The organism is Paenibacillus brevis, assembly GCF_018919145.1.
Taxonomy (GTDB): domain Bacteria; phylum Bacillota; class Bacilli; order Paenibacillales; family Paenibacillaceae; genus Fontibacillus; species Fontibacillus brevis.
In genome coordinates this window covers 390,385-409,961 of sequence record NZ_JAHLQJ010000002.1, presented here as the reverse complement: position 1 = coordinate 409,961, position 19,577 = coordinate 390,385, and the positions used below count along the sequence as shown (strand labels likewise).

At 38.8% G+C, this 19,577-nt stretch carries 14 protein-coding genes; all 14 read right to left on the bottom strand.

Going from position 1 to position 19,577, the window contains the following annotated elements; genetic code table 11:
* Positions 1-109: 109 nt before the first annotated feature.
* Complete coding sequence (locus KQJ23_RS03880) at positions 110-2,833, bottom strand: glycosyltransferase family protein (RefSeq protein ID WP_216477346.1); 2,724 nt, start codon at positions 2,831-2,833, stop codon at positions 110-112.
* 28 nt (positions 2,834-2,861) lie between these two features.
* Positions 2,862-4,199 (bottom strand): UDP-glucose dehydrogenase family protein, encoded by a 1,338-nt coding sequence (locus KQJ23_RS03875; protein ID WP_216477345.1) that lies wholly within the window; start codon positions 4,197-4,199, stop codon positions 2,862-2,864.
* Positions 4,200-4,242: 43 nt separating this feature from the next.
* Positions 4,243-5,553, bottom strand: coding sequence for a class I SAM-dependent methyltransferase (locus KQJ23_RS03870; protein WP_216477344.1), 1,311 nt, complete (start codon positions 5,551-5,553; stop codon positions 4,243-4,245).
* 48 nt (positions 5,554-5,601) lie between these two features.
* The gene (locus KQJ23_RS23900) at positions 5,602-7,485 is read right to left on the bottom strand and encodes a glycosyltransferase (protein WP_216477343.1); all 1,884 of its coding nucleotides are present in this window, start codon (positions 7,483-7,485) and stop codon (positions 5,602-5,604) included.
* A 64-nt stretch (positions 7,486-7,549) separates the two neighbouring features.
* The gene (locus tag KQJ23_RS03860; protein WP_216477342.1) at positions 7,550-9,421 is read right to left on the bottom strand and encodes a glycosyltransferase; all 1,872 of its coding nucleotides are present in this window, start codon (positions 9,419-9,421) and stop codon (positions 7,550-7,552) included.
* Between the two features lie 23 nt (positions 9,422-9,444).
* A complete protein-coding gene (locus KQJ23_RS03855) occupies positions 9,445-10,566 on the bottom strand; it encodes a tetratricopeptide repeat-containing glycosyltransferase family 2 protein (protein WP_216477341.1) in 1,122 nt (373 codons plus the stop codon).
* A gap of 58 nt (positions 10,567-10,624) precedes the next feature.
* On the bottom strand, positions 10,625-15,133 hold the full coding sequence (locus tag KQJ23_RS03850) for an IPT/TIG domain-containing protein (RefSeq protein ID WP_216477340.1): 4,509 nt from the start codon (positions 15,131-15,133) through the stop codon (positions 10,625-10,627).
* A gap of 17 nt (positions 15,134-15,150) precedes the next feature.
* Positions 15,151-15,492 (bottom strand): hypothetical protein, encoded by a 342-nt coding sequence (locus tag KQJ23_RS03845; protein WP_216477339.1) that lies wholly within the window; start codon positions 15,490-15,492, stop codon positions 15,151-15,153.
* The gene (gene fliS, locus KQJ23_RS03840) at positions 15,485-15,883 is read right to left on the bottom strand and encodes a flagellar export chaperone FliS (RefSeq protein WP_216477338.1); all 399 of its coding nucleotides are present in this window, start codon (positions 15,881-15,883) and stop codon (positions 15,485-15,487) included. The genes KQJ23_RS03845 and fliS overlap by 8 nt, the downstream gene beginning before the upstream one ends.
* A 40-nt stretch (positions 15,884-15,923) precedes the next feature.
* Positions 15,924-17,414, bottom strand: coding sequence for a flagellar filament capping protein FliD (gene fliD / locus KQJ23_RS03835; RefSeq protein ID WP_216477337.1), 1,491 nt, complete (start codon positions 17,412-17,414; stop codon positions 15,924-15,926).
* 18 nt (positions 17,415-17,432) lie between these two features.
* Entirely contained in the window at positions 17,433-17,765 is a 333-nt protein-coding gene (locus KQJ23_RS23640) for a flagellar protein FlaG (RefSeq protein WP_216477336.1), read from the bottom strand.
* A gap of 78 nt (positions 17,766-17,843) precedes the next feature.
* Entirely contained in the window at positions 17,844-18,674 is an 831-nt protein-coding gene (locus KQJ23_RS03825) for a flagellin N-terminal helical domain-containing protein (protein ID WP_216477335.1), read from the bottom strand.
* A gap of 155 nt (positions 18,675-18,829) precedes the next feature.
* Complete coding sequence (gene csrA, locus KQJ23_RS03820; protein WP_216477334.1) at positions 18,830-19,084, bottom strand: carbon storage regulator CsrA; 255 nt, start codon at positions 19,082-19,084, stop codon at positions 18,830-18,832.
* Complete coding sequence (gene fliW, locus KQJ23_RS03815) at positions 19,062-19,520, bottom strand: flagellar assembly protein FliW (RefSeq protein WP_216477333.1); 459 nt, start codon at positions 19,518-19,520, stop codon at positions 19,062-19,064. The genes csrA and fliW overlap by 23 nt, the downstream gene beginning before the upstream one ends.
* Positions 19,521-19,577: the final 57 nt, after the last annotated feature.

The window sequence follows — 19,577 nt, the reverse complement described above, 5'->3', positions numbered from 1 at the left end:
CTGATTAAAACACAAATGACCCACAAGAGGGTCACTTTTTTCAAAGTGTCCTTCTTATGGGTCACAGTTCACTCACTCTCTTTTGGGGGCGTTTTATTTTCTCACTATTTTACATTATACTTAATATCTGATCAAAGGTATCGATGAATTTTTCTACTCTCTGGAGGTAAGTATGTTGATCACGAACAATTCTTGAGTATTTTTTTGACAGTTCTTCCCTAAGTTCCTTATTCTCCATATAATATCGAAGCAGAGTCTTCAATTCCTCAGGAGTGCTATAAGTAACAATTTCATTCCCGAAAACTTCTTCTAGACCTCTTACCTTATCTGTAACTATGAATGCTTCAGCTGCCAAGGCATCAAATATTCGGTTTGATAGAAATCCCTTTTCTCTCATATCATCCCAATGATCATTAAGCAGAATATCACAAGATCTATAATATTTGCTCAGTTCATGATTCGGAATATAATTTCCCTTAATATACTTTCTATCAATAAATCCTTCCCAACCATTCCCGTAAACTTGCAAATCATACTCCGTCGGCAATACATCTCTGATTATCTTACGATAGACATATCTAGAATTTCCAACGAACAGCAATTGGATGTTGGTATCCAGTGGCTCTTGTTGTGTAAACAACTCTGGATCTGTACATTGCAACATGCTCTCAACTGGCACACTGACCAATGGCTTAATATGTTCAGCCCAATAGTCTGAGGCAACAAATATGTGGTCATACTGATTCATTTCTTCGAGACTCACCAGATCAGGGTGAGAAATACTCCACATGATATTTATATGGCGATTATTTGGATTGTAGGCATGTAACCCCCTCAGCACAATAACTATATCACATTCGTAATCCTCTCCGTTATACCATTCAGGGTATACTTGGATCATTACCTGGTGCCCTAACCGTTCAAAATATTTTTGTAATCCCAGAGCCATATGGTAATCACCCCAGGCATGCATAGATCGACGACTATCAGCAGCAATTTTAATAGAGATTCGATATTTTTTTATACTGGATATCCATTTTTCCTTGATGTTGAATATTAATTGAGTAACTTCTTCATCCAATTCAGCATCAACAATTTGTTGAAGATACTTTAAGGCTAGTTTATATTCGCCAACTTCATATAAGACAAATCCTAAATTCACCAATGTATCTTTGTGTTGACCATCAATAGTTAATGCATGTGATAACAGGGGAATGATTAGTTCTATCATATCCTTATTATAGAAATCCACAGCCAATAAATTTATAACACTGACTTGATCCTTTGAACTCCCTTCAATGAAGGTTACTATTTTCTCCGGCTGTACATTGTTTTTCCTTATTATGTCACTTATTTTATTTAATATCTGTTCGTTACTTTCAAGCGTCTCAGGTTCCAGTTGCTTAATTAATTCTACTAGTTCTGAAATTTCATTATTCTTGTAAGACTTAACCAAGTATTGATATACCCTGTACTGTAGATCCATATTTGTAGTATCCGAATGATTTAATAGGCTTAACTGAGTCAGACCTTGAATCCACTTCTCATCTTCTTCCGGAATAAATATATTTTTCGTGTGAATCTTAGTACCCACATATCCAGCTTCATCAAACATCTTTTGGATTTCTCTAAGAGTAAAGAATCGAATGTGCGTTCGATCCATCAGTCCGCGGTCTTCATATTCCCATTTTCCCAAAATTGTATTTCTTAACACTGTGTAATGCATGACATTCGGGATACTAGCTAGTATCCTACCATTAGCTTTGAGATATTTCTTGAGTTTTTTTAAGACAGTCCACGGATCATATAGATGCTCCAATACATCCGGAAATAATATATAATCGAAAAAGCCTTCTTCATAATTAATCTCATGTTCGACATTTTCTGCAGTCACTCTAGCAAAAGTCGAAGCAATGCGAGTAGCTGACTCATTTAACTCTATTCCATACAATTCGGCATTTTTATACCTATTCTTTATATCCAAAAGGGTAGCACCACAGGCACAACCCACCTCCAAAATCCTAATTGGCTCATTTGGATCATGAGCATCCATTATAGACAAAAGATCAGTTCGGATATAACTGGAATATCGCCCATCAAACCCCCATTTTCCTCTAAATCTTATATTATTTTCAGCAGCCACATTGTTTTGATCGACTGCTTTGTAGGTAACCCCTCCATAATGATGGACAAATACATCCTTACACAACATCAATTGATAACCAGCAAGCTTCATTCTAAAACAATAATCAATATCTTCCAGTCCAAAAGAATAAATCTCGTCAAATACTCCTAATTTGTTCAGTACTTGTCGTTTTATAATAAAACAGAAGCCGAACAAATTTATCCTTTGCTCCCATCGATTGGAGTCTGAAACATTATTTAACCTTGCAAAACTAATCATTTGATCTAGATTCTGATAGTTCACCGCAATACTCTGGCCATAATCGGCGTGATTACTGATAGGCCCTACTGCTCCGACTTCAATTGAACTGTATAAACATGTCAGCATATTATCGAGCCAGTTCTCCGTGACCACTATATCATTATTAATAAAAGCAATGTTCTCTCCACTTGAAAGATCAATTCCCTGATTGTAACCTTTTGCAATTCCTTCATTCTTTTCATTAAATACAGCTATAATATTATCTTGTTTAGATACCCAATCTCTAGTTCCATCCGTTGATCCATTATCTATAACAATTAACTCATAATTCTCGCTGTCCGTGAATCTACGAATACTTTCTATAGATTGAATTGTATAGCTCAAATTATTATGACATAACATGATTATGCTGGTTTTATTAGTGAATCCATTGCTATTCCGCTCCATACTCCTCTACTCCCTACCTAATATAGAATCATTTTAAAATTGAAGGTTTCAATACTTCCAAATAGGTACTAGATCTCCCCACGGAATGATACTCGATTCTATAGGCCAGCAACTTCTTAGGATCAAAGCAATTTCTTCCATCAAATATAACAGCCCTATTCATAAATAAAGGATACTTTGCTAGCTCAAACTGTACAATTTCAGGCCACTCCGTAAGGATAAATACACAGTCCGTTTTTGTAATCGCTTCTTCAATTGACTTGCAAAAAGTCACCTCTTTTGGAAGTACACGTTTTGCATTCTCATTTGCTATTGGATCATAGGCAAGAACTCTAGCTCCAGATTGAATTAATTCAGAGATTACGGGAATGGATGCAGCTTCTCTCATATCATCAGTATTTGGTTTGAAAGCTAACCCGAGTACCGCAATTGTTAAGCCATCCAGTGAGTCAAACCGTTTCTTCGCCTTTTCAATTAAAATCTTCTGTTGCTTTTTATTTACTTCAATAACCGACTTTAATAATTCGAATTCATGATTAGCATTCCCTGCAATTTGTACCAGTGCATTGGTATCTTTAGGAAAACAGGAACCGCCGTAGCCTATTCCTGCATTTAGGAAATGTGTCCCGATCCGTTTGTCCATTCCCATACCCTGAGCTACTTCGGTTACGTCTGCATCCAGTTTTTCGCATAAATTAGATATTTCGTTTATGAAGCTTATTTTTGTAGCAAGGAAAGCATTAGAGGCATACTTTATCATTTCAGCACTTCGGATAGATGTTCTAAAAATAGGAATCTGAAAAGGCTTATTGATTTCCTCAATAATATCCGCAGCCTTCTCACTATCCGAGCCTATTACAATTCGATCACCATTAAAAGTATCACTGATTGCCGAGCCTTCTCTCAGAAATTCTGGATTCGACACGATATCGACCCTAATACTTTTATCAACCTTGTGATCTTCGATGATTGCTTTAATCCGATCATTTGTACCAATCGGAACGGTGCTCTTAGTTACAATGACCACATCATGCTTAATATGTTTGGCTATAGAAACAGCAGCATCTTGAATAGCACTTAAATCAGCTGTTCCATCTTCATTGGAAGGGGTACCAACCGCAATGTATATTATACTTGCCTGATCAATCCCCGCATTAATTTCATTCGTGAATCGTAGTCTATTCTCTAACATATTTCTTTGAATCATCTCTTGAAGTCCAGGTTCAAAAATGGGCGACTTCCCTTCACGTAGCAAACGAATCTTCGTGATATTGACATCAATACATGTGACTCTATGGCCTATATCGGCCAAACAAACACCCGTTACAAGACCCACATACCCAGTTCCTATAACCGCTATTTTCACTTCATTCACTCCAACTTTTGGGAATATATATTATTATTAAATACTACTTTGCAGTTTTCTTTATGGCTGTTACTTCCATAGAACCTCTATAATGACGAGATGAGCTGTAGTCTACAACATGAAAACCATAGCGTTCAAGCAATTTTTTTATTGAGTCATATGAAAAGTATTGGAGATGACCCGACTCAATCCACATAGGATCATTGAACTTTGAGAACTGAGAAAATGCGCTATGAAAATTCGGTGTTGAAATCCATAGAATTCCCTGAGCGTTCAGCAATTCATGGCTTTTCTGAATTACTCTTATCGGATCTTCTATATGCTCAATAACATCCCCCATAGTGATAATATCGTATTGTTTATCTGTCTCATAATTCAAAAAGTCACAGGAGTAAACCTTGATCCCTAAAAGTTCGGATACATGATTGGCCTGATGCTTAAAAATTTCCACACCTTCCACATCAAACAATAATTCCTTTGCCGTTGCTAGCAGTTCCCCTCCCCCAACTCCAACATCCAAAAGCTTATCTCCAACTGCAAGGCTTTTAATTCTTTTAAGGTTTTCACCTATCGTTGGTAGAAATGAAAACTTAAAAGGCATTGTAACACCATTGACTCCATCAAATTTTAAATCACTCAATGAATCCGGATTATTATAGGCAAAAATATGGTCACAAGAATCACAATACATCCATACCTTTACTGGACTGTAAATCTTATTATAGCTTAGCCCTCTATAAGATTCTGCGCAGAAATGCGGTTCTGCTTCCTTTAGACAAAAAGGGCAGTGTTCCACATAATTCTCTTCAACTTCCTTATAAATGTAATGATAGGATGGATGGTCACTGGTTAATAAATGTTTTGATACTGAATTATTTATCTCAAAAGCTCTTTTATACATGTCAAGTGCTTTAAATGGGGCAGATTCGCTATGAATTTGGCCTAACCGATGGAAAGCTACTGCCCTATAGTCCGTATTATTCGAATTGATCAAGGTATTGTAATGTCTATTTGCCAAAGTATAATCACTTCTGTTAAAAGAAACCTCGGCAATATCAAATAATAAAGCTGACTTCCAGTTTAAAAAGGCATCCGCAATCAGTGTAAAATCAATGGCTTCTACATTTTGTATATACAAATCAATAATCTTAATAAATTGGTCGGTATACTCCAATCCAGTTCGGTTATCTTCGAATAAACTGGATTTTTTCACCACTTCCAGTCCATATTTTACGTCATCAAATAGATACATAAATTGTGACAGATAATCACGGTCAACATTCCTAAAAAACTCTATTGCTTCAGTTAGAGTATTGACAACATCCTCAATAGAGTTGAATTCGGCAGTATCCAAAAAATCCCCCCCGATTTTGAACAGTATAAGTTATAAACTATTAAATATTTATTCGTCAATCTGGTTAATCAACTGAATTAATTCAAAGATACTGGAAACCAGTTCATGATCGTCCCAATTGTTTTGAGTCGCCAGTTGTGCTAACTTCTGTATATTTTCAATGGTTTCACGTCCAAAATTAGGATTTCCGAAACTTAGTGCATTATTTTTTGCGATTACAAGATCCTGCTTTGCTTCTTGTAACAAGCCTCTTGCGGAATAGACCAGAGCTCTTTCAATAAAGGCTTCAAGCATCAGGGTTATATTCTCGTTTTCAAAGTTTTCTTTGTATATCTCTTGTATTGGGATGGAATAGTACAGCTTTCTAAAAATGAGACGTTCATAATTTAAGGTTTTAGAGTATATTTCATTAAAAGAAACCCGATTTTCTGCAGATCCTCTTTCTCCAGAATGAATCCGATATCTTACTGTTGGGACAGGTAAATAATCCATTCTATAGGATCTCGCCATGCGCAACCAAAAATCATAATCTTGGGCTCGAACAAGTTCATTATCCCATCCCTCCAGTTTTTCAAGACAACCTCTTCTGAACAGAACGGTGGGACCATGTACAAAGCATCCTCGCATCAGCATTTTAAAGTCCAATTGCTCGGCAAAAGGAGAGGGATCATGTACTCTAACAACCTGTCCGTCAGCAGTATTAAAATCTATTGAATTAGTATGAATCATATCTAGCTCAGGGTTAGTATGGAATCTTTTCAGTTGAAGTTCCAATTTTAAAGGCAAAGCAATATCATCATCATCGAATACCCAAATAAAATCTCCATTAACTTGCTTAATTGCTTCGTTTAACGCGGAGGACTTGCCTCCGTTTTCTTTATATATATAATTTATTCTATCAAGATAAGGAGCAAGTGCCTCCTTAGGAGGTGTAGTTGAGCCATCGTCAACTACTATTACCTCTATATTTTTATGCGTCTGATTAAAAACAGATTGTACTGCTTTGGCAATATAATCGCTTCTATTATAGGTAGGGATAATTACAGAAACTAATTGATCATTCTCTGGTATTTTATATGGTTGCGGTAGAAACAGTGCACTTATCTCAGATGGTGACCCTTGAACTACTTCGGTTGGTTTAATTAATGCACCTAAAATCCATTGCTTTGGAACACTACTATTCCATTGCAAGGAACATCCCGTGGAGAATTGAACAAGATTATTAAGGATTTTTTTGGTGAAAATATTAAAATGACTCGAATCCGGAATAGCATATCCATTAGGAACACTTATAAGCACTGTACCCCCGGGTTTACAAACCCTATATGCCTCATTGATTATTCGTTTCGGCTCCTCAACAAGTTCTAAAACATCAGCAACAACTACCGTATCAAATATATGATCATCGAACTGGAGTTGATATCCGTTCCCAGTCTGGAATCTGCATGTATCGAAACCTAGCTTTGCAGCTTTATGCCTAGCTAAATCTACAGCTATCGGATTAGTGTCCACTCCATACAAATTGGCTCCATGACTAGCTATAAATAGGGAAAGATCGCCGCTTGCACAACCAATTTCTAATACATCTCCGTAACATTGTGATGCTATTTCAGCCATCATTATAAGTTCTTGCTGATTACGTAGTCCTCGATAATGATCCCACTTACTTCTCAAGTTCGAATTACTAATTATTTTTAAAATATCTGCAATCAAATTAGGAACTCCTAATTCCACCAATAATTCTTCACTTTCTTGTAGATACCATTCAGCGATTTCATCATTACCTGATAATATGGATAATAATCCCAATCCAGCCAATGCATTTCGATTGTCATGATTAGAAGTCAATTCGGAAAAACATATTTCATATCCATCCTCAATATTGCCCTGCTTAACCATATCTATCACTTGTTGAATTAAACTACTTGGCATGATTGATTTCTCCTGTTCATGTATAGATTAATAAAAATCATTATTCTCGCATGCTGAATGAAGATTAAAAACTTGCTTCCTTCAAGGCTTGATTAACCCAATTAGAGTCCGGGTAAGAATCATGCATTATTTGTAGCTGTTCCCGTTCTGCTTTTTTATCAATTCCGTGGTAGATTTGCCACTTCTCAAACATAACACTAAAGTCTTTTTTTATTTGCTCAGCCTTCTCTAAATAGAATAAAGCATCATCCGTTGCACCAAGTGTTCTTAACGATTTTGCAGCAACCAGATATATTTTATAGTTAAGTTGCCGATTATTTGTCTCAACTAAAACTTGGATAGCTAAATCATCGAATCCAAAGGACTGCAGACATTCAGCTATCAGCAATCTTAATTCAGATTGATTCGTTGCATTTATAAGCAAATCAATATACTCATATTTCTGGAGTTGAATAGCATCTATAACGAGTTGTTTCCAGACCGCTTGAAAAGTCTTGCTTGCGGAAATTTCCTCAGCAATTTTATTATCAAGTAATTTCTTGAACCACTTCAATTCTTTGGATGATAATGGAGTATCCCCTCCCCATTCCTCCAATAAAGAGGAGTCATTTGTAGCTAAAGATAGAAATAGTAAGTTATGTGCAAAATGCGGATCTTGCTCACTCGCCTCCTTTTTATTGTTTAATATCTCTGATCGTGCTTGTTCATAATTCCCTGCTACAATCTCACTAAAAACAGATACGGGATAAACAACTTCCATCTCAAAATAGCTTAGAAATTCACACAACAAGGGATTTCTTCGGTGATAAAGATAGCCTATAAGCTCGATATACCTCTGCGAAGAAAAAGGCCAAATTGAACTAATAGTATGAAATAGTTCCTCCTTATTCGCACTTGGATAAATAGACAGAAAGATGTCGAAGAGCGCTAGTGTATCCGGAGAAGCCTTCACAGCCTGTAGAATATACTGTAATGCCTGTTCGTGATGATCTAAAATCAAATGAATCTCCGCAAGTTTACCCTGGGCCAAATATGAGCCCGTCCCATCATAATGCTGAACAAGTCTCGCTGTATTCTCTTCACCAATCTCTAGGCATTGTTCGAAACAAGCTTGCGCATCCTTAATTAAGCCCCATTCCGTATAGACAAGACCCATCTGATACCAAAAATCGGGCACTCCTTCATAAAGTACTACTGCATCTAACCCTACTTTTATTGCCTCTTGGTATTGCCCTATATTCTGTAGGCACTTCATGATATCCAATATTACTTTTGGAGTAAACGCATAGTGACTTCCATAAGAATAGGATTTTTTTAAAGCTTTCAACGCATCATGGTACTTTTCCTCAATAATATATTGCATACCCAAATTATAGTAAGCAAAGGCCGTAGGTCTTTCTTTTATTTCCTTCATTAAAATGTTCAAATTTCTTTGAAGCTTCTGTTTGCTTTTTACAAGATGAAGTTTGTATCCCTCATGAAATATCCCTACACTGGATAAATAACCGTAACGTTCAATTTCAAAATTGGAAGGGACCTGTTCATGTAATGCCCCTTGATAACGAATATCAGGCGAGTTTCTGAAGAGTCTAATAAATTGGTGAGATAGATACTGTCCTGAACCTAGGTCATTTTTGATTCGCAAATAATAGAAATCTTTATCAAACTTTTGTTGTAGTTCTTTTTTGGAATCAACCAAAACTTCATCGGCATCCAGTTGGAGTATATACTCCGATGTGGCATACTCTAACGCAAAATTTCTTGCTGCTGCAAAATCATTAATCCATTGAAAATCATATACCTTATTGGTATATCTTCTCGCAATTTCTTTTGTGCCATCAGTAGACCCCGTGTCCACGATGATAATCTCATCTACAATTCCTTGAACGCTTTGGAGACACCGCTCCAAACAATTCTCCTCATTCTTGACAATCATGCACAATGATATAGTTCTACTGTTCATTTTGGTAAACCCTTTCTTAGTATAAGTCTATCCAGTCTCTCTTTTGCCTGAACATAACCATCTCTACTGCTATATTGATAATGACTCATAGCATTTTGAAGGTCTCCATTCAACTCATAATAAAGAGCCAGATTATAATGAGCTTTAAATGATCCCACACCTGTTACTGTTTCGTATTTAATTCTTGATGCCTCTCCCATCTCTATACATTTCTTAAATGCAACTGGTATTTCTCTAAAGGCATGCAAACTTCGTGACTCAATCAAACCTACACCGTACATAAAATATAAATCGGTATAATCAGGGAATAAATCAAGAGCCAATTTATAACATGCCTGTAGTGCATCAAATTTTTGCAAGTAAATATAACTATACCCTAATGTCAATAATGCCGTGCTTAAAAAAGCTCTCTTCTCATTCTTAAGTTCTACTTCGATGCATTTATTTAAAAAATGTTCGGCTTGAACATAACTTTTCATTACAAAATAAGTTCTTCCTATTTGAAAATGAATGTAGCTTCGGTCTGAGCTCTCTGCAAGTTCTTGCATCAATAAAGCCAAATTCCGCTCGTATTTATCCTTTTTTAGTATCTGCGATTGAGTATATCCTAAGTGCTCTGCTTTAATTGATGACTCATACGTGTGTTGAATTGGCTTGCCCCTAAAATTGATTTGCTCATGTATCTTTCCTTTATAGCTGTAATGAAAGTTTCTTGGGAAAATTCTAGGAACCATTGAGACTGAAATATCACCCGATACCGTTTCATTTAAAACAGTTATTGCACCCACAGATCCAGGATTTTCATCTATTTTCCGAAATAAGGCTTGCAATATGTCCATATCTCTTTCCACAATAACCTCGTCTGCATCTATAACCAATACATAAGGTTGAGTTGCCTGCTGGATAGAGAAGTTTCTCATCTCAGCAAAATTATTATTCCATTGTCTGTAAAATACCTTTGCGCCTAAGTCACGAGCTATGTTTGGAGTCGAGTCGGATGATCCTGTATCTACTATAACTATTTCCTCTACAAGTGGTTTTGCCGCTATAATAGCCCTTTCAATAAGCTCAGCCTCATCTTTAACAATCATACATAATGATATTCCGGGAATCTCCATACAACCTCCAGAAAAGAAGGAGCAGGCGAATAACGCCCACTCCTATTAATAATTAAAATCATTGGTATGTGTAACCGCCAGTCACTTCAACATATTGACCATCACTATTCTCAACTCTAATATCTACAGAACCTGATACAGTACTGGCCGGCACACGCGCCCGCACTTCACCGGTAGAATAGTATATCGTCTGTACGCTTATACCATTAATGTATACTTTGGTAGTAGATGCGAAATTTGCACCTTTAATGGAAATCAAAGATCCGCCTGAAAGAGGCCCTGTGTTAGGTGTGATGCTATTAATCGTTGGTGCAGGCTTCGGAGGAGGTGCATCATAAGAAAATCCTCCGACAACTTCAGCAACTTGTCCATCATTATTGACCACTTTCACATTAACAGGACCACTAATGGTGGTAACCGGCACCCTACCACGGACTTCCTTGGAGCTATAATAAACAGTTTGTACCTCGGTATTATTAATCCATACCTTTGTGGAAGCATTAAAATTAGAACCGACAATTTTAATGTAGTAACCACCCGCCATTGCCCCTGAGTTAGGTGTAATCGAAGTGATAACAGGAGCCGGCGGCGGCGGCGGCGAATTGTAAGTGAATCCTCCGGCAATAGTTGCATTTTGCCCGTCACCATTAACTACTTGTACATCTACTGGGCCAGGTTGCGTTCCTTTTGGCACCTTTGCTCTCAATTCGCTTCCAGTATAAAAAGTGGTTGGTGCAGCGACATTGTCAATATATACGACCGATGACGCGTTAAAGCCTGTTCCTTTAAGGACTATGTTGTACCCCCCATCCAACTCCCCGTTATTCGGGCTAATTTCAGTGATTGATGGCGGAGGCGGTAATAAGTAGGTAAATCCATTCGGAAGCTCAGCTTCTTGTCCATCACTATTGACCACTTTTACCGTTACAGGACCAGTCGTGGCGTTAGCAGGAACTGTTACTCTGATCTGTTGTGTTGTGAAATAAACTGAACTAAGCAATACATCATTAAAATATACTTTTGTTGCTGAACTGAAATTTGTACCATTGACAAAGCTACTATATCCTCCCGCGATAACCCCACTATCTGGGGACAAAGAAGTTATCGTCGGTGCTGGCGGCGGCGGCGGCGCAATGTAACTAAATGCACCTGCAGCAATTGCAAATTGATCATCAGCATTTACCACCTTGATGTCCACAATTTTTGCAACCGGAGAAGCCGGGACCTTAGCTCTTAATTCACGGGATGAATAAAAAACCGTTTGAATTGGCTGATCATCCATATGGATAACAGACGAGTTGCTATAATTTGTTCCTTTGACCGCTATACTGTATCCGCCCTCGAGGTAACCCTCATTTGGTGTTACTGAGGTAATTGTTGGAGCTGGCGGAGGGGGTGGAGCCAAATACGTAAACGCGTCAGCTAGGATTGCTTCTTGCCCGTCCGAATTTACAATTTTAACATCCACAGCTCCCGGTGTTTGAGAAACTGGAACTTTTACTCGAATCTCACTATTGGAGTAGAAAGTAAATGACACTAATAAATCATCGAAATAAAGCTTCGCCGACGATTCAATATTCTTACCCAACACCTTGATCGTATACCCGCCTTGTAGTAACCCCTCATTAGGAGTCACTGATGAAATTTCAGGTGCAGGCTTCGCTGGCGGAGCAAGATAAGTAAACCCATCTGTAACAGTAGCTTCCTGACCATCCGAATTTACAATTTTAATATCTACTGATCCAGGGGTTTCTGATGCTGGAACCGAAAATCTGACTTCATTTTTTGAATAAAATGTAAATCCTATTAAGGCGCCATTAAAATAAAGCTTTGCGTTTGTCTCAAAATTACTTCCTAACAATTTTACATTGTAGCCACCCTTTAGCTCTCCCTCATTAGGGGTAACAGAAGAGATTACAGGTGGTTCCTTTGGCGGTGGGGCCAAATAAGTAAAGGCTCTTGCCGCAATGGCTTCTTGACCGCTTACATTCAACACCTTGACATCAACAGGACCACTTACTTCGGATGCTGGAATAGTAACTCGAAGTTCAGTTCTATCATAAAACAAGGTAGAAGCTAAAATATCATTAACAAAAGCCTTGGACGTACTTTCAAAGTTAGTTCCTTTTATTACGACGACATATCCACCCTGCATTGCACCTTCATTTGGTGTAATTGAAGTGATCGTCGGAACCGGTGGAGGTGGAGGACTCAAATATTCGAAAGCTTCTGTCATAAGGGATTCTCTGCCATAACTATCTACTACCTTGACATCAACTTTTCCTGGAGTAGCAGCTTTAGGCGTAACAAAAGTGAGCACACTTCCATTATTGGACTTGATTGTTATCTTCGCAGAATCCAAATATAAATCTTTAACGAGCCTTAGGTTCGAGCCTGTAATACTGACTGTGGTTCCCCCGTCTAAAGGCCCTTCCGTTGGAGTGATGCCCGTAATTTTCAGTTCATCTGGTAATTGATAGGTAAAACTATCAACCAGAACGTCCTCCTGCCCATCCGGATTAATCACCTTGACATCAACAATGTCCGCTGTTCCCCAACCCGGAGTTTTCGCTTTAAGTTGGGTGCTACTGTAGAACACCACATTTTGAAGCCCAACACCGTCAAAAAACAGCTTAGCACCATTTTGGAAAAACTTACCTGTAACAGTAACTGAATCATTGCCTGTTACTAAACCTTGGCTAGGTGAGATTCCTGTAATTAATGGCGCCGGATAAACATACTGGTACCCGGAATCCAAACTGCTTTCTTGTCCATCCGGATTGACCACTCTTACATTGACCGCTTCAGCCTTCCCCCAGCTTGGCGTAACTACCGATAATTCTGTATCGGAAATAAACTCAGTAGAGAGCAGAGTGTTGTTAAAATAAACCTTTGCTCCGTTAATAAAATGTCTGCCCTGAATTGTAATATTCTCGTTCCCCAACGTTAACCCTTGATCCGGGAAAACACTGCTAACTACAGGAGCAGGTACGTATGAGTATGCTTGTACTGCAGTAGCATTAGTCCCATCTGGATTAAGAATCGACACATCTACAGTTTGAACCGTAGCAGAAGGAGGGGTATTAACAATGATTTGTTTCGATGTAGTTGAAATGATCGTTGCCGCTTGATTACCAAACGTCACTTCTGCCCCTTCAAGAAAGTACTCCCCAGTTATTACAACCCTAGTGCCACCGGCCAATGGACCAATATCAGGAGAAACAGAAGTTATAATCGGATTAGCGATATATTTGTAAGTGGCTGTTGCAAATTGTCCATCAGTATTTGTTACTTTAATCGCTACATCTCCTTGAACCCCTTTTGGAGCAACCATGATCAGCTTGGTTGAATCTATGTATTGAATCTCTCTGGCTGCATTGGCTCCAAATGAAACAGCAGGGTTTGGCAGGAAATTCTTACCTGTAACAACCACACTCTCTCCGCCATCAATCAGTCCTCGATCTTTGACAACCGAAATTATTTCCGGTGCCGGATAAGATACGTTAATTGTTGGGTTTGGAACGGTAAATTGATGTGGTGCTCCGGCGTAATTCTTGTAAGTAACATTTATATTTTCTGCCCCTACCGAAAGATTACCCGTGGCTCCCCCCACTTTATGCCTGATTTTGTAAGTGAGCGTAAGCGTTTGTTCCTTCAATTCGTTAAATTTAAAGGTTAGCGTATTGCCTTCCACTGTCGGACGAGGAATATTATCGAGATAAGAATCAGGTACAATTTCAAATTCTGAGCTTATCCGGTCAGTAACAGTAACATCATATGCACTTGCTACGCCAATTTCATCAACGATGGCTTCATAAATTTCAGCCAATCCCGTTGAACCTAATACGAAGTGGTGATGATGTGCTGTTGTTGCCATTTCTCTCATTAGCTGGTTGGGAGCACTCGTATCTGGATTTTCATTTGTTTTTAACAGAGCAATTGTATAAAATACAATATTCTCGCTTTTGGCAACATTCGCCTGTTCCAAAGCTGCCTGTCTTGCAGTTGCGACAGGATCTGGTAATGTTGCCTCCCCATCAGTCATAAGGATGATCACAGGTTGTGCATCTGGTCGATGATTACCTAAAAGCTCCCGAGCCTTAATAATGGCGTCTCTAGTACCTGTTCCGCCATTTGCTTGAATACCATCCACATAACTTTTTAATTGATTTGGGTTAGAGGAAAGATCCGTGTACTTTGCATCACTAGCAAAATCAACAATACCTACGCGATGCTTCGTGAAATCCACCAAATCGATAAAACCCTTGGCAGCCGCTTTTGCATTTGCCATTTTATCCTCACCATTATTATTGCCCGGCAACATACTGCCAGATCGGTCAATGATGAGAATAACGTCATTCGGCTTCACGAAGCTAGAGTCCCCGGAGCCTGTTACTTGAAGCTGAACCTCAGCCTCACCTCCTTCAAGAATCGCAGAAGGACTAACTGTTTTGGTAACTTGGACAGCTTGTGAGGAACTAGCCGCTAGCGTAAATGCAGGGAATTCAATCAAGATAAGTACAATTGCTAGAAAAACACACATAAACTTTGGCAATGACCTTTTCATTAAACTTACCTCCTTTATCACTTCTTGTAGTCTATGAAAAAAGCATCCATTGTTTCATAAACGGATACTTTACCATATTGATTTGATGCATTCTTTTTACTTCTAAAAAATAATATTTCTTTCTCCAAGCTATCTTTTTCGGAATGAATCATGCTCATAATTTGATCATGTAACATCTTGATTTTGCTTAATTTCCCGTGGTCATGCTTTTGAGGCTCTCTTTGCTGCAACTGTAAAAATAGAGCATTAATTTTATCACTATTAGCTTCATATTTCTCAAATGTGGGCTCTCTTAAAACCTCTTCGTAAAGAGCAATAAGACAATCCTCGAGCAACTGGAATGGAACGGGTCTATCCATCCTTCCTGGTTCTCCCGGTTTTCACAATCTCCACGGCTTGCTTCCAGGTTTCGGCCATTCCTTTTGCAAATTCAATCGTTTCGTCCAATAGCGTTTCATTCTTATTAATGATAAATCGTGCCAAATGCTCATTATAAAACAGATATAAGCCTCGCAAATTCCGGGAAATTTCATACTGCATATCTAGAGTAATGATCAATTCGTTAAAAATGCTCCTCACTTTATGCAATACTTCATTCATGCTTTCATACTCGCCTTGGGCGTATAACTGTTTTGCTTTTAATAACGACTTAACCGTTTGCTGATAAAGCAAAAGCGTCAACTCTCCTGGGCTTGCCGTCTCGACCTGAACTTTTAAGTATTGCAGTTGTTGTGCTTGTGCATTTTGCATGTTCGATCTCTCCATCATTCTATTTAGATAGGCTTGGAATTTAACCTAATTGCGAAGAAAGCCATGAACTTTGAGAATTCATTTTCTGGATCGCTTGCTCCATAGCAGAGAATCTCTTGTAATAACGAGTCTCAATATCCTTTAACTTTCGTTCCCAATCCGATTCCTTGTCACTTAGTTGCTTTAACTGCTTTCCTAGAACGCTATCATCAAGCGCTTCGTTTGACCCACTGCCGATTTTTTTAGTAAATTTATTGAGCTGAGTCGTAAGCTCTTCATAAATTCTATCAGCAAACCCCAGTTCCTGACGCCTTTTTTTGATGTTTTCCATAGTATCAGCTGAAGTGTTCGAAGTTTGCGTAAAGAGTCTCTTCACTTCATCGAAATTATTGTTTATAGCATCTTGAAGTTTCGCTTCATCAATCTCTAGCTTCCCATTTTCCCTATAGTCTGATTTCACTTTAATACCGATTTGGGATAGAAGCTTAAACTGATCCCCAGAAGAACTATCTAACGGCAAATTCAGAGCTGAACGAAGGGCTGAGAGTGTACCTGTAAGCAAGCTATCATTATACAAGCTTCCTGCACGTGCTTTTTGTTCCCACAGTTCAATATCCTTTTCTGCCATGCTAGTCTTCTCTTCTGAAGTCAACGGCTCATAATCCCTATTTTTCCGTGTTGTTGCCGCTGTGGAAAACAAATCAACTATTTCGTTATACTTAGTCACAAAATTTTTAATATTGTCCGCGACTCCAGATCGATCTGTCACTGCACTAATCGTAGCCTCTCCAGTACCTCGAAGCGTTACCTGCACACCGTTAATGGAGACCGTGTTGCCGCTCGATTCGATCATACTGCTTCCATTCACGGTATACTGCGCATCTTTTCCTGTACTAGACAGTTCGCTTAAATTGAATGCATCTGCTAGGGCGTTTGCTCCTCCTTCTGGAGTGATTGTAATCTTTGAGGAAGAGCCAGTTGTTGTTGAACTCAAGTATAATACACCAGCATTTTTATCAAAGCTAGCCTTTACTCCAGTTACTTTCGAATTATTATTAATGTCCTTTACAATAGAATCCAACGTGGAGGTACCAGCAGTGATCGTAATCTCCGCAGAGCCGCTAGCTCCAGTGATCGTAACTTTCCCGTCGGCGGTCACCGGTTGGGAAGCAGACTGGGATACTTTACTTCCAACGATCGTTGCGGAAGATGCCATCTGAGTAACCTTAACCGTACTAGTACTTGGATTGGATCCACCTGACACAATATCCAACACACCCGCGTTAGAAGATGTCGCCTTAACGGATTCATAATTGGATTCAAACCGCAATGCATCTAATGAGCTCCTAAAGGATAGTAAAGCCGTATTCATAGAACGATAATCCTCGCGTTGCCAAAGCGTGTATTGCTTCTGCTTCAATACCTTGTCCAACGGGGCACGTTCTGCCTTCATCAAATCCTTTATTAAGGTATCCGTATCGAGCATTCCGCTAAAGCCAGTTAATCGAATAGGCCCATTTATACTCGCCATTGAGAGTATTCCTCCCTTTTACATTTTTTCATCCAGAAAAATGCCTACTTGTAAACACATGTTATACATCATTTCAATCATTTTCTCTGGAGGAATTTCCCGAATCACTTCATTTGTATCATTTGAAACCACGGAAACCAAAATTGTATTTGTTTTGTCATGGAGTTTCACCTGAATATGGGTCCCTGTTTCAGACAGTCTCTTGTTTAATTTCTCCATTAGTTCAGGTGCAGTGTATGTCTCCTTTTCTTTATTGATTTCTCTTTCTGTCTGACTGGTAGATGTGGAGGAGGTAATTTCTTTAGAACCCGGATTTGGAAAGGTAAATGAAGAGTTCGATTCAACCTTCACTATATTCCCTCCTATTCACCATAAAAAGATTTGATATTAAAAAAGCCGACCGGTTTCCCGGCCGGCTCAATGTTGAAATTAACGAAGCAATTGCAGAACGCCTTGCGGTTGCTGATTTGCTTGTGCCAACATAGCAGTTGCAGCTTGTTGAAGAATGTTATTCTTTGTGAACTCAGACATTTCCTTTGCCATATCCACATCACGGATACGGGATTCAGCAGCTTGCAGGTTTTCGGAGGTTGTTCCCAAGTTGTTAATAGTGTGTTCCAAACGATTTTGAACAGCACCAAGATCAGAACGAATTTGAGAAACCGTATTGATAGCTGCTTGAACGGAAGCCAAGTTAGCAGATGCCGTAGTATTCATAGCAGTAGCTGCAGTAGACAAGCTGGTAAGACCAGCAATATCCAATGATGTAGCAAGTGCAGCTTTCAGATCAAGCTTGATCGTTTCGCCACCATTAGCGCCTACTTGGAAGATTACACCAGTTGTAGTTCCATCAAGCAATTTTTTGGTGTTGAACTGAGTTTGAGAAGCGATAGAACCAATTTGCTCAGTCAATTGTTTTACTTCCGAGTCAATTTTGGCAGCATCCGCAGTAGTCAACACTTCATTTGCACCTTGTACATAAAGCTCAGCCATACGTTGCAGCATAGCATGAGTTTCGTTCAAAGCACCTTCAGCCGTTTGAATCAGAGAAATACCGTCCAAAGCGTTCTTGGAGGCTTGCTCCAAACCACGGATTTGGTTACGCATTTTTTCGGAGATTGCGAGACCAGCAGCATCGTCAGCCGCACGATTAATCCGGTAGCCGGAAGACAGTTTTTCCAAAGACTTGCTTTGTTGAGTGTTGTTGAAAGACAATTGACGCTGTGTGTTGTAAGAGCTGATATTGTGGTTAATACGCATAATAAAATTCCTCCTTGGAATATGTTGGTGATTAGCATCCTTGCTTCACCCTAATTTTGGTCGAATCATGACATGCGGCCGTCAACGTCATGACCTTCGTCCCATAATATATATATCGGCGTACTTCCGACATTGTTTATAGTTTTTTTGCAAATTTAAAAGTTTTTTTGCGTTTTTTTAGGTGTAGGGAGATTGAAATCAAGTAAAAGCTGTCCAATTTCATCCGTATTAATAATTGAATCTTTATTTTGTTGTTGAATCGCTTCATAAATCTCTTCCCGATAAATACTCACTTCTGTTGGGGCCTCGATTCCAATGCGAACCTGATCTCCTCCGATATCAACAATGGAAATAACAATATCATGGTTAAGCATAATTTTTTGTCCCTTATTTCTTGAAAGAATCAGCATTTTTAACCTCCTCCTTAGGCTGTTCAACAATGCTGTGACGAGTCATATATCCGGGTACATCTAAGATGATTTGAGCCGCCTCTTTGACCCTTGTATTCAAGACTAGCGGAGCTTTCAAATTCAACGAAATATCCCTCGGGCTTCTTACTGTAACGATCACGCGAACGCTAACTTCCTCCGAAGTTCCTATTTGAAGCATGTCCATCCATCTTTGATCTAACGAAAATTCATAGTCATTGAAAAAAACGAAAGGATCGGCAAGAACAAAGGTAAGATGCTCGTCATCAATAGATTGGTAATACTCGAATGGAGAGTCATTTTGAGGCAAGACAACAAATTGTCTATTACTCTCAAATCCGAGTATCGGATTCTTCATCGTCCACAAATCCTGCTCATTAACTTCCAGTTCACCGAATCTTGCCGTGCGAATCAACATTTACATTTCCTCCTTTATTCACGAAAAATGACTATATAGAACCAAGATTTCGTTCAT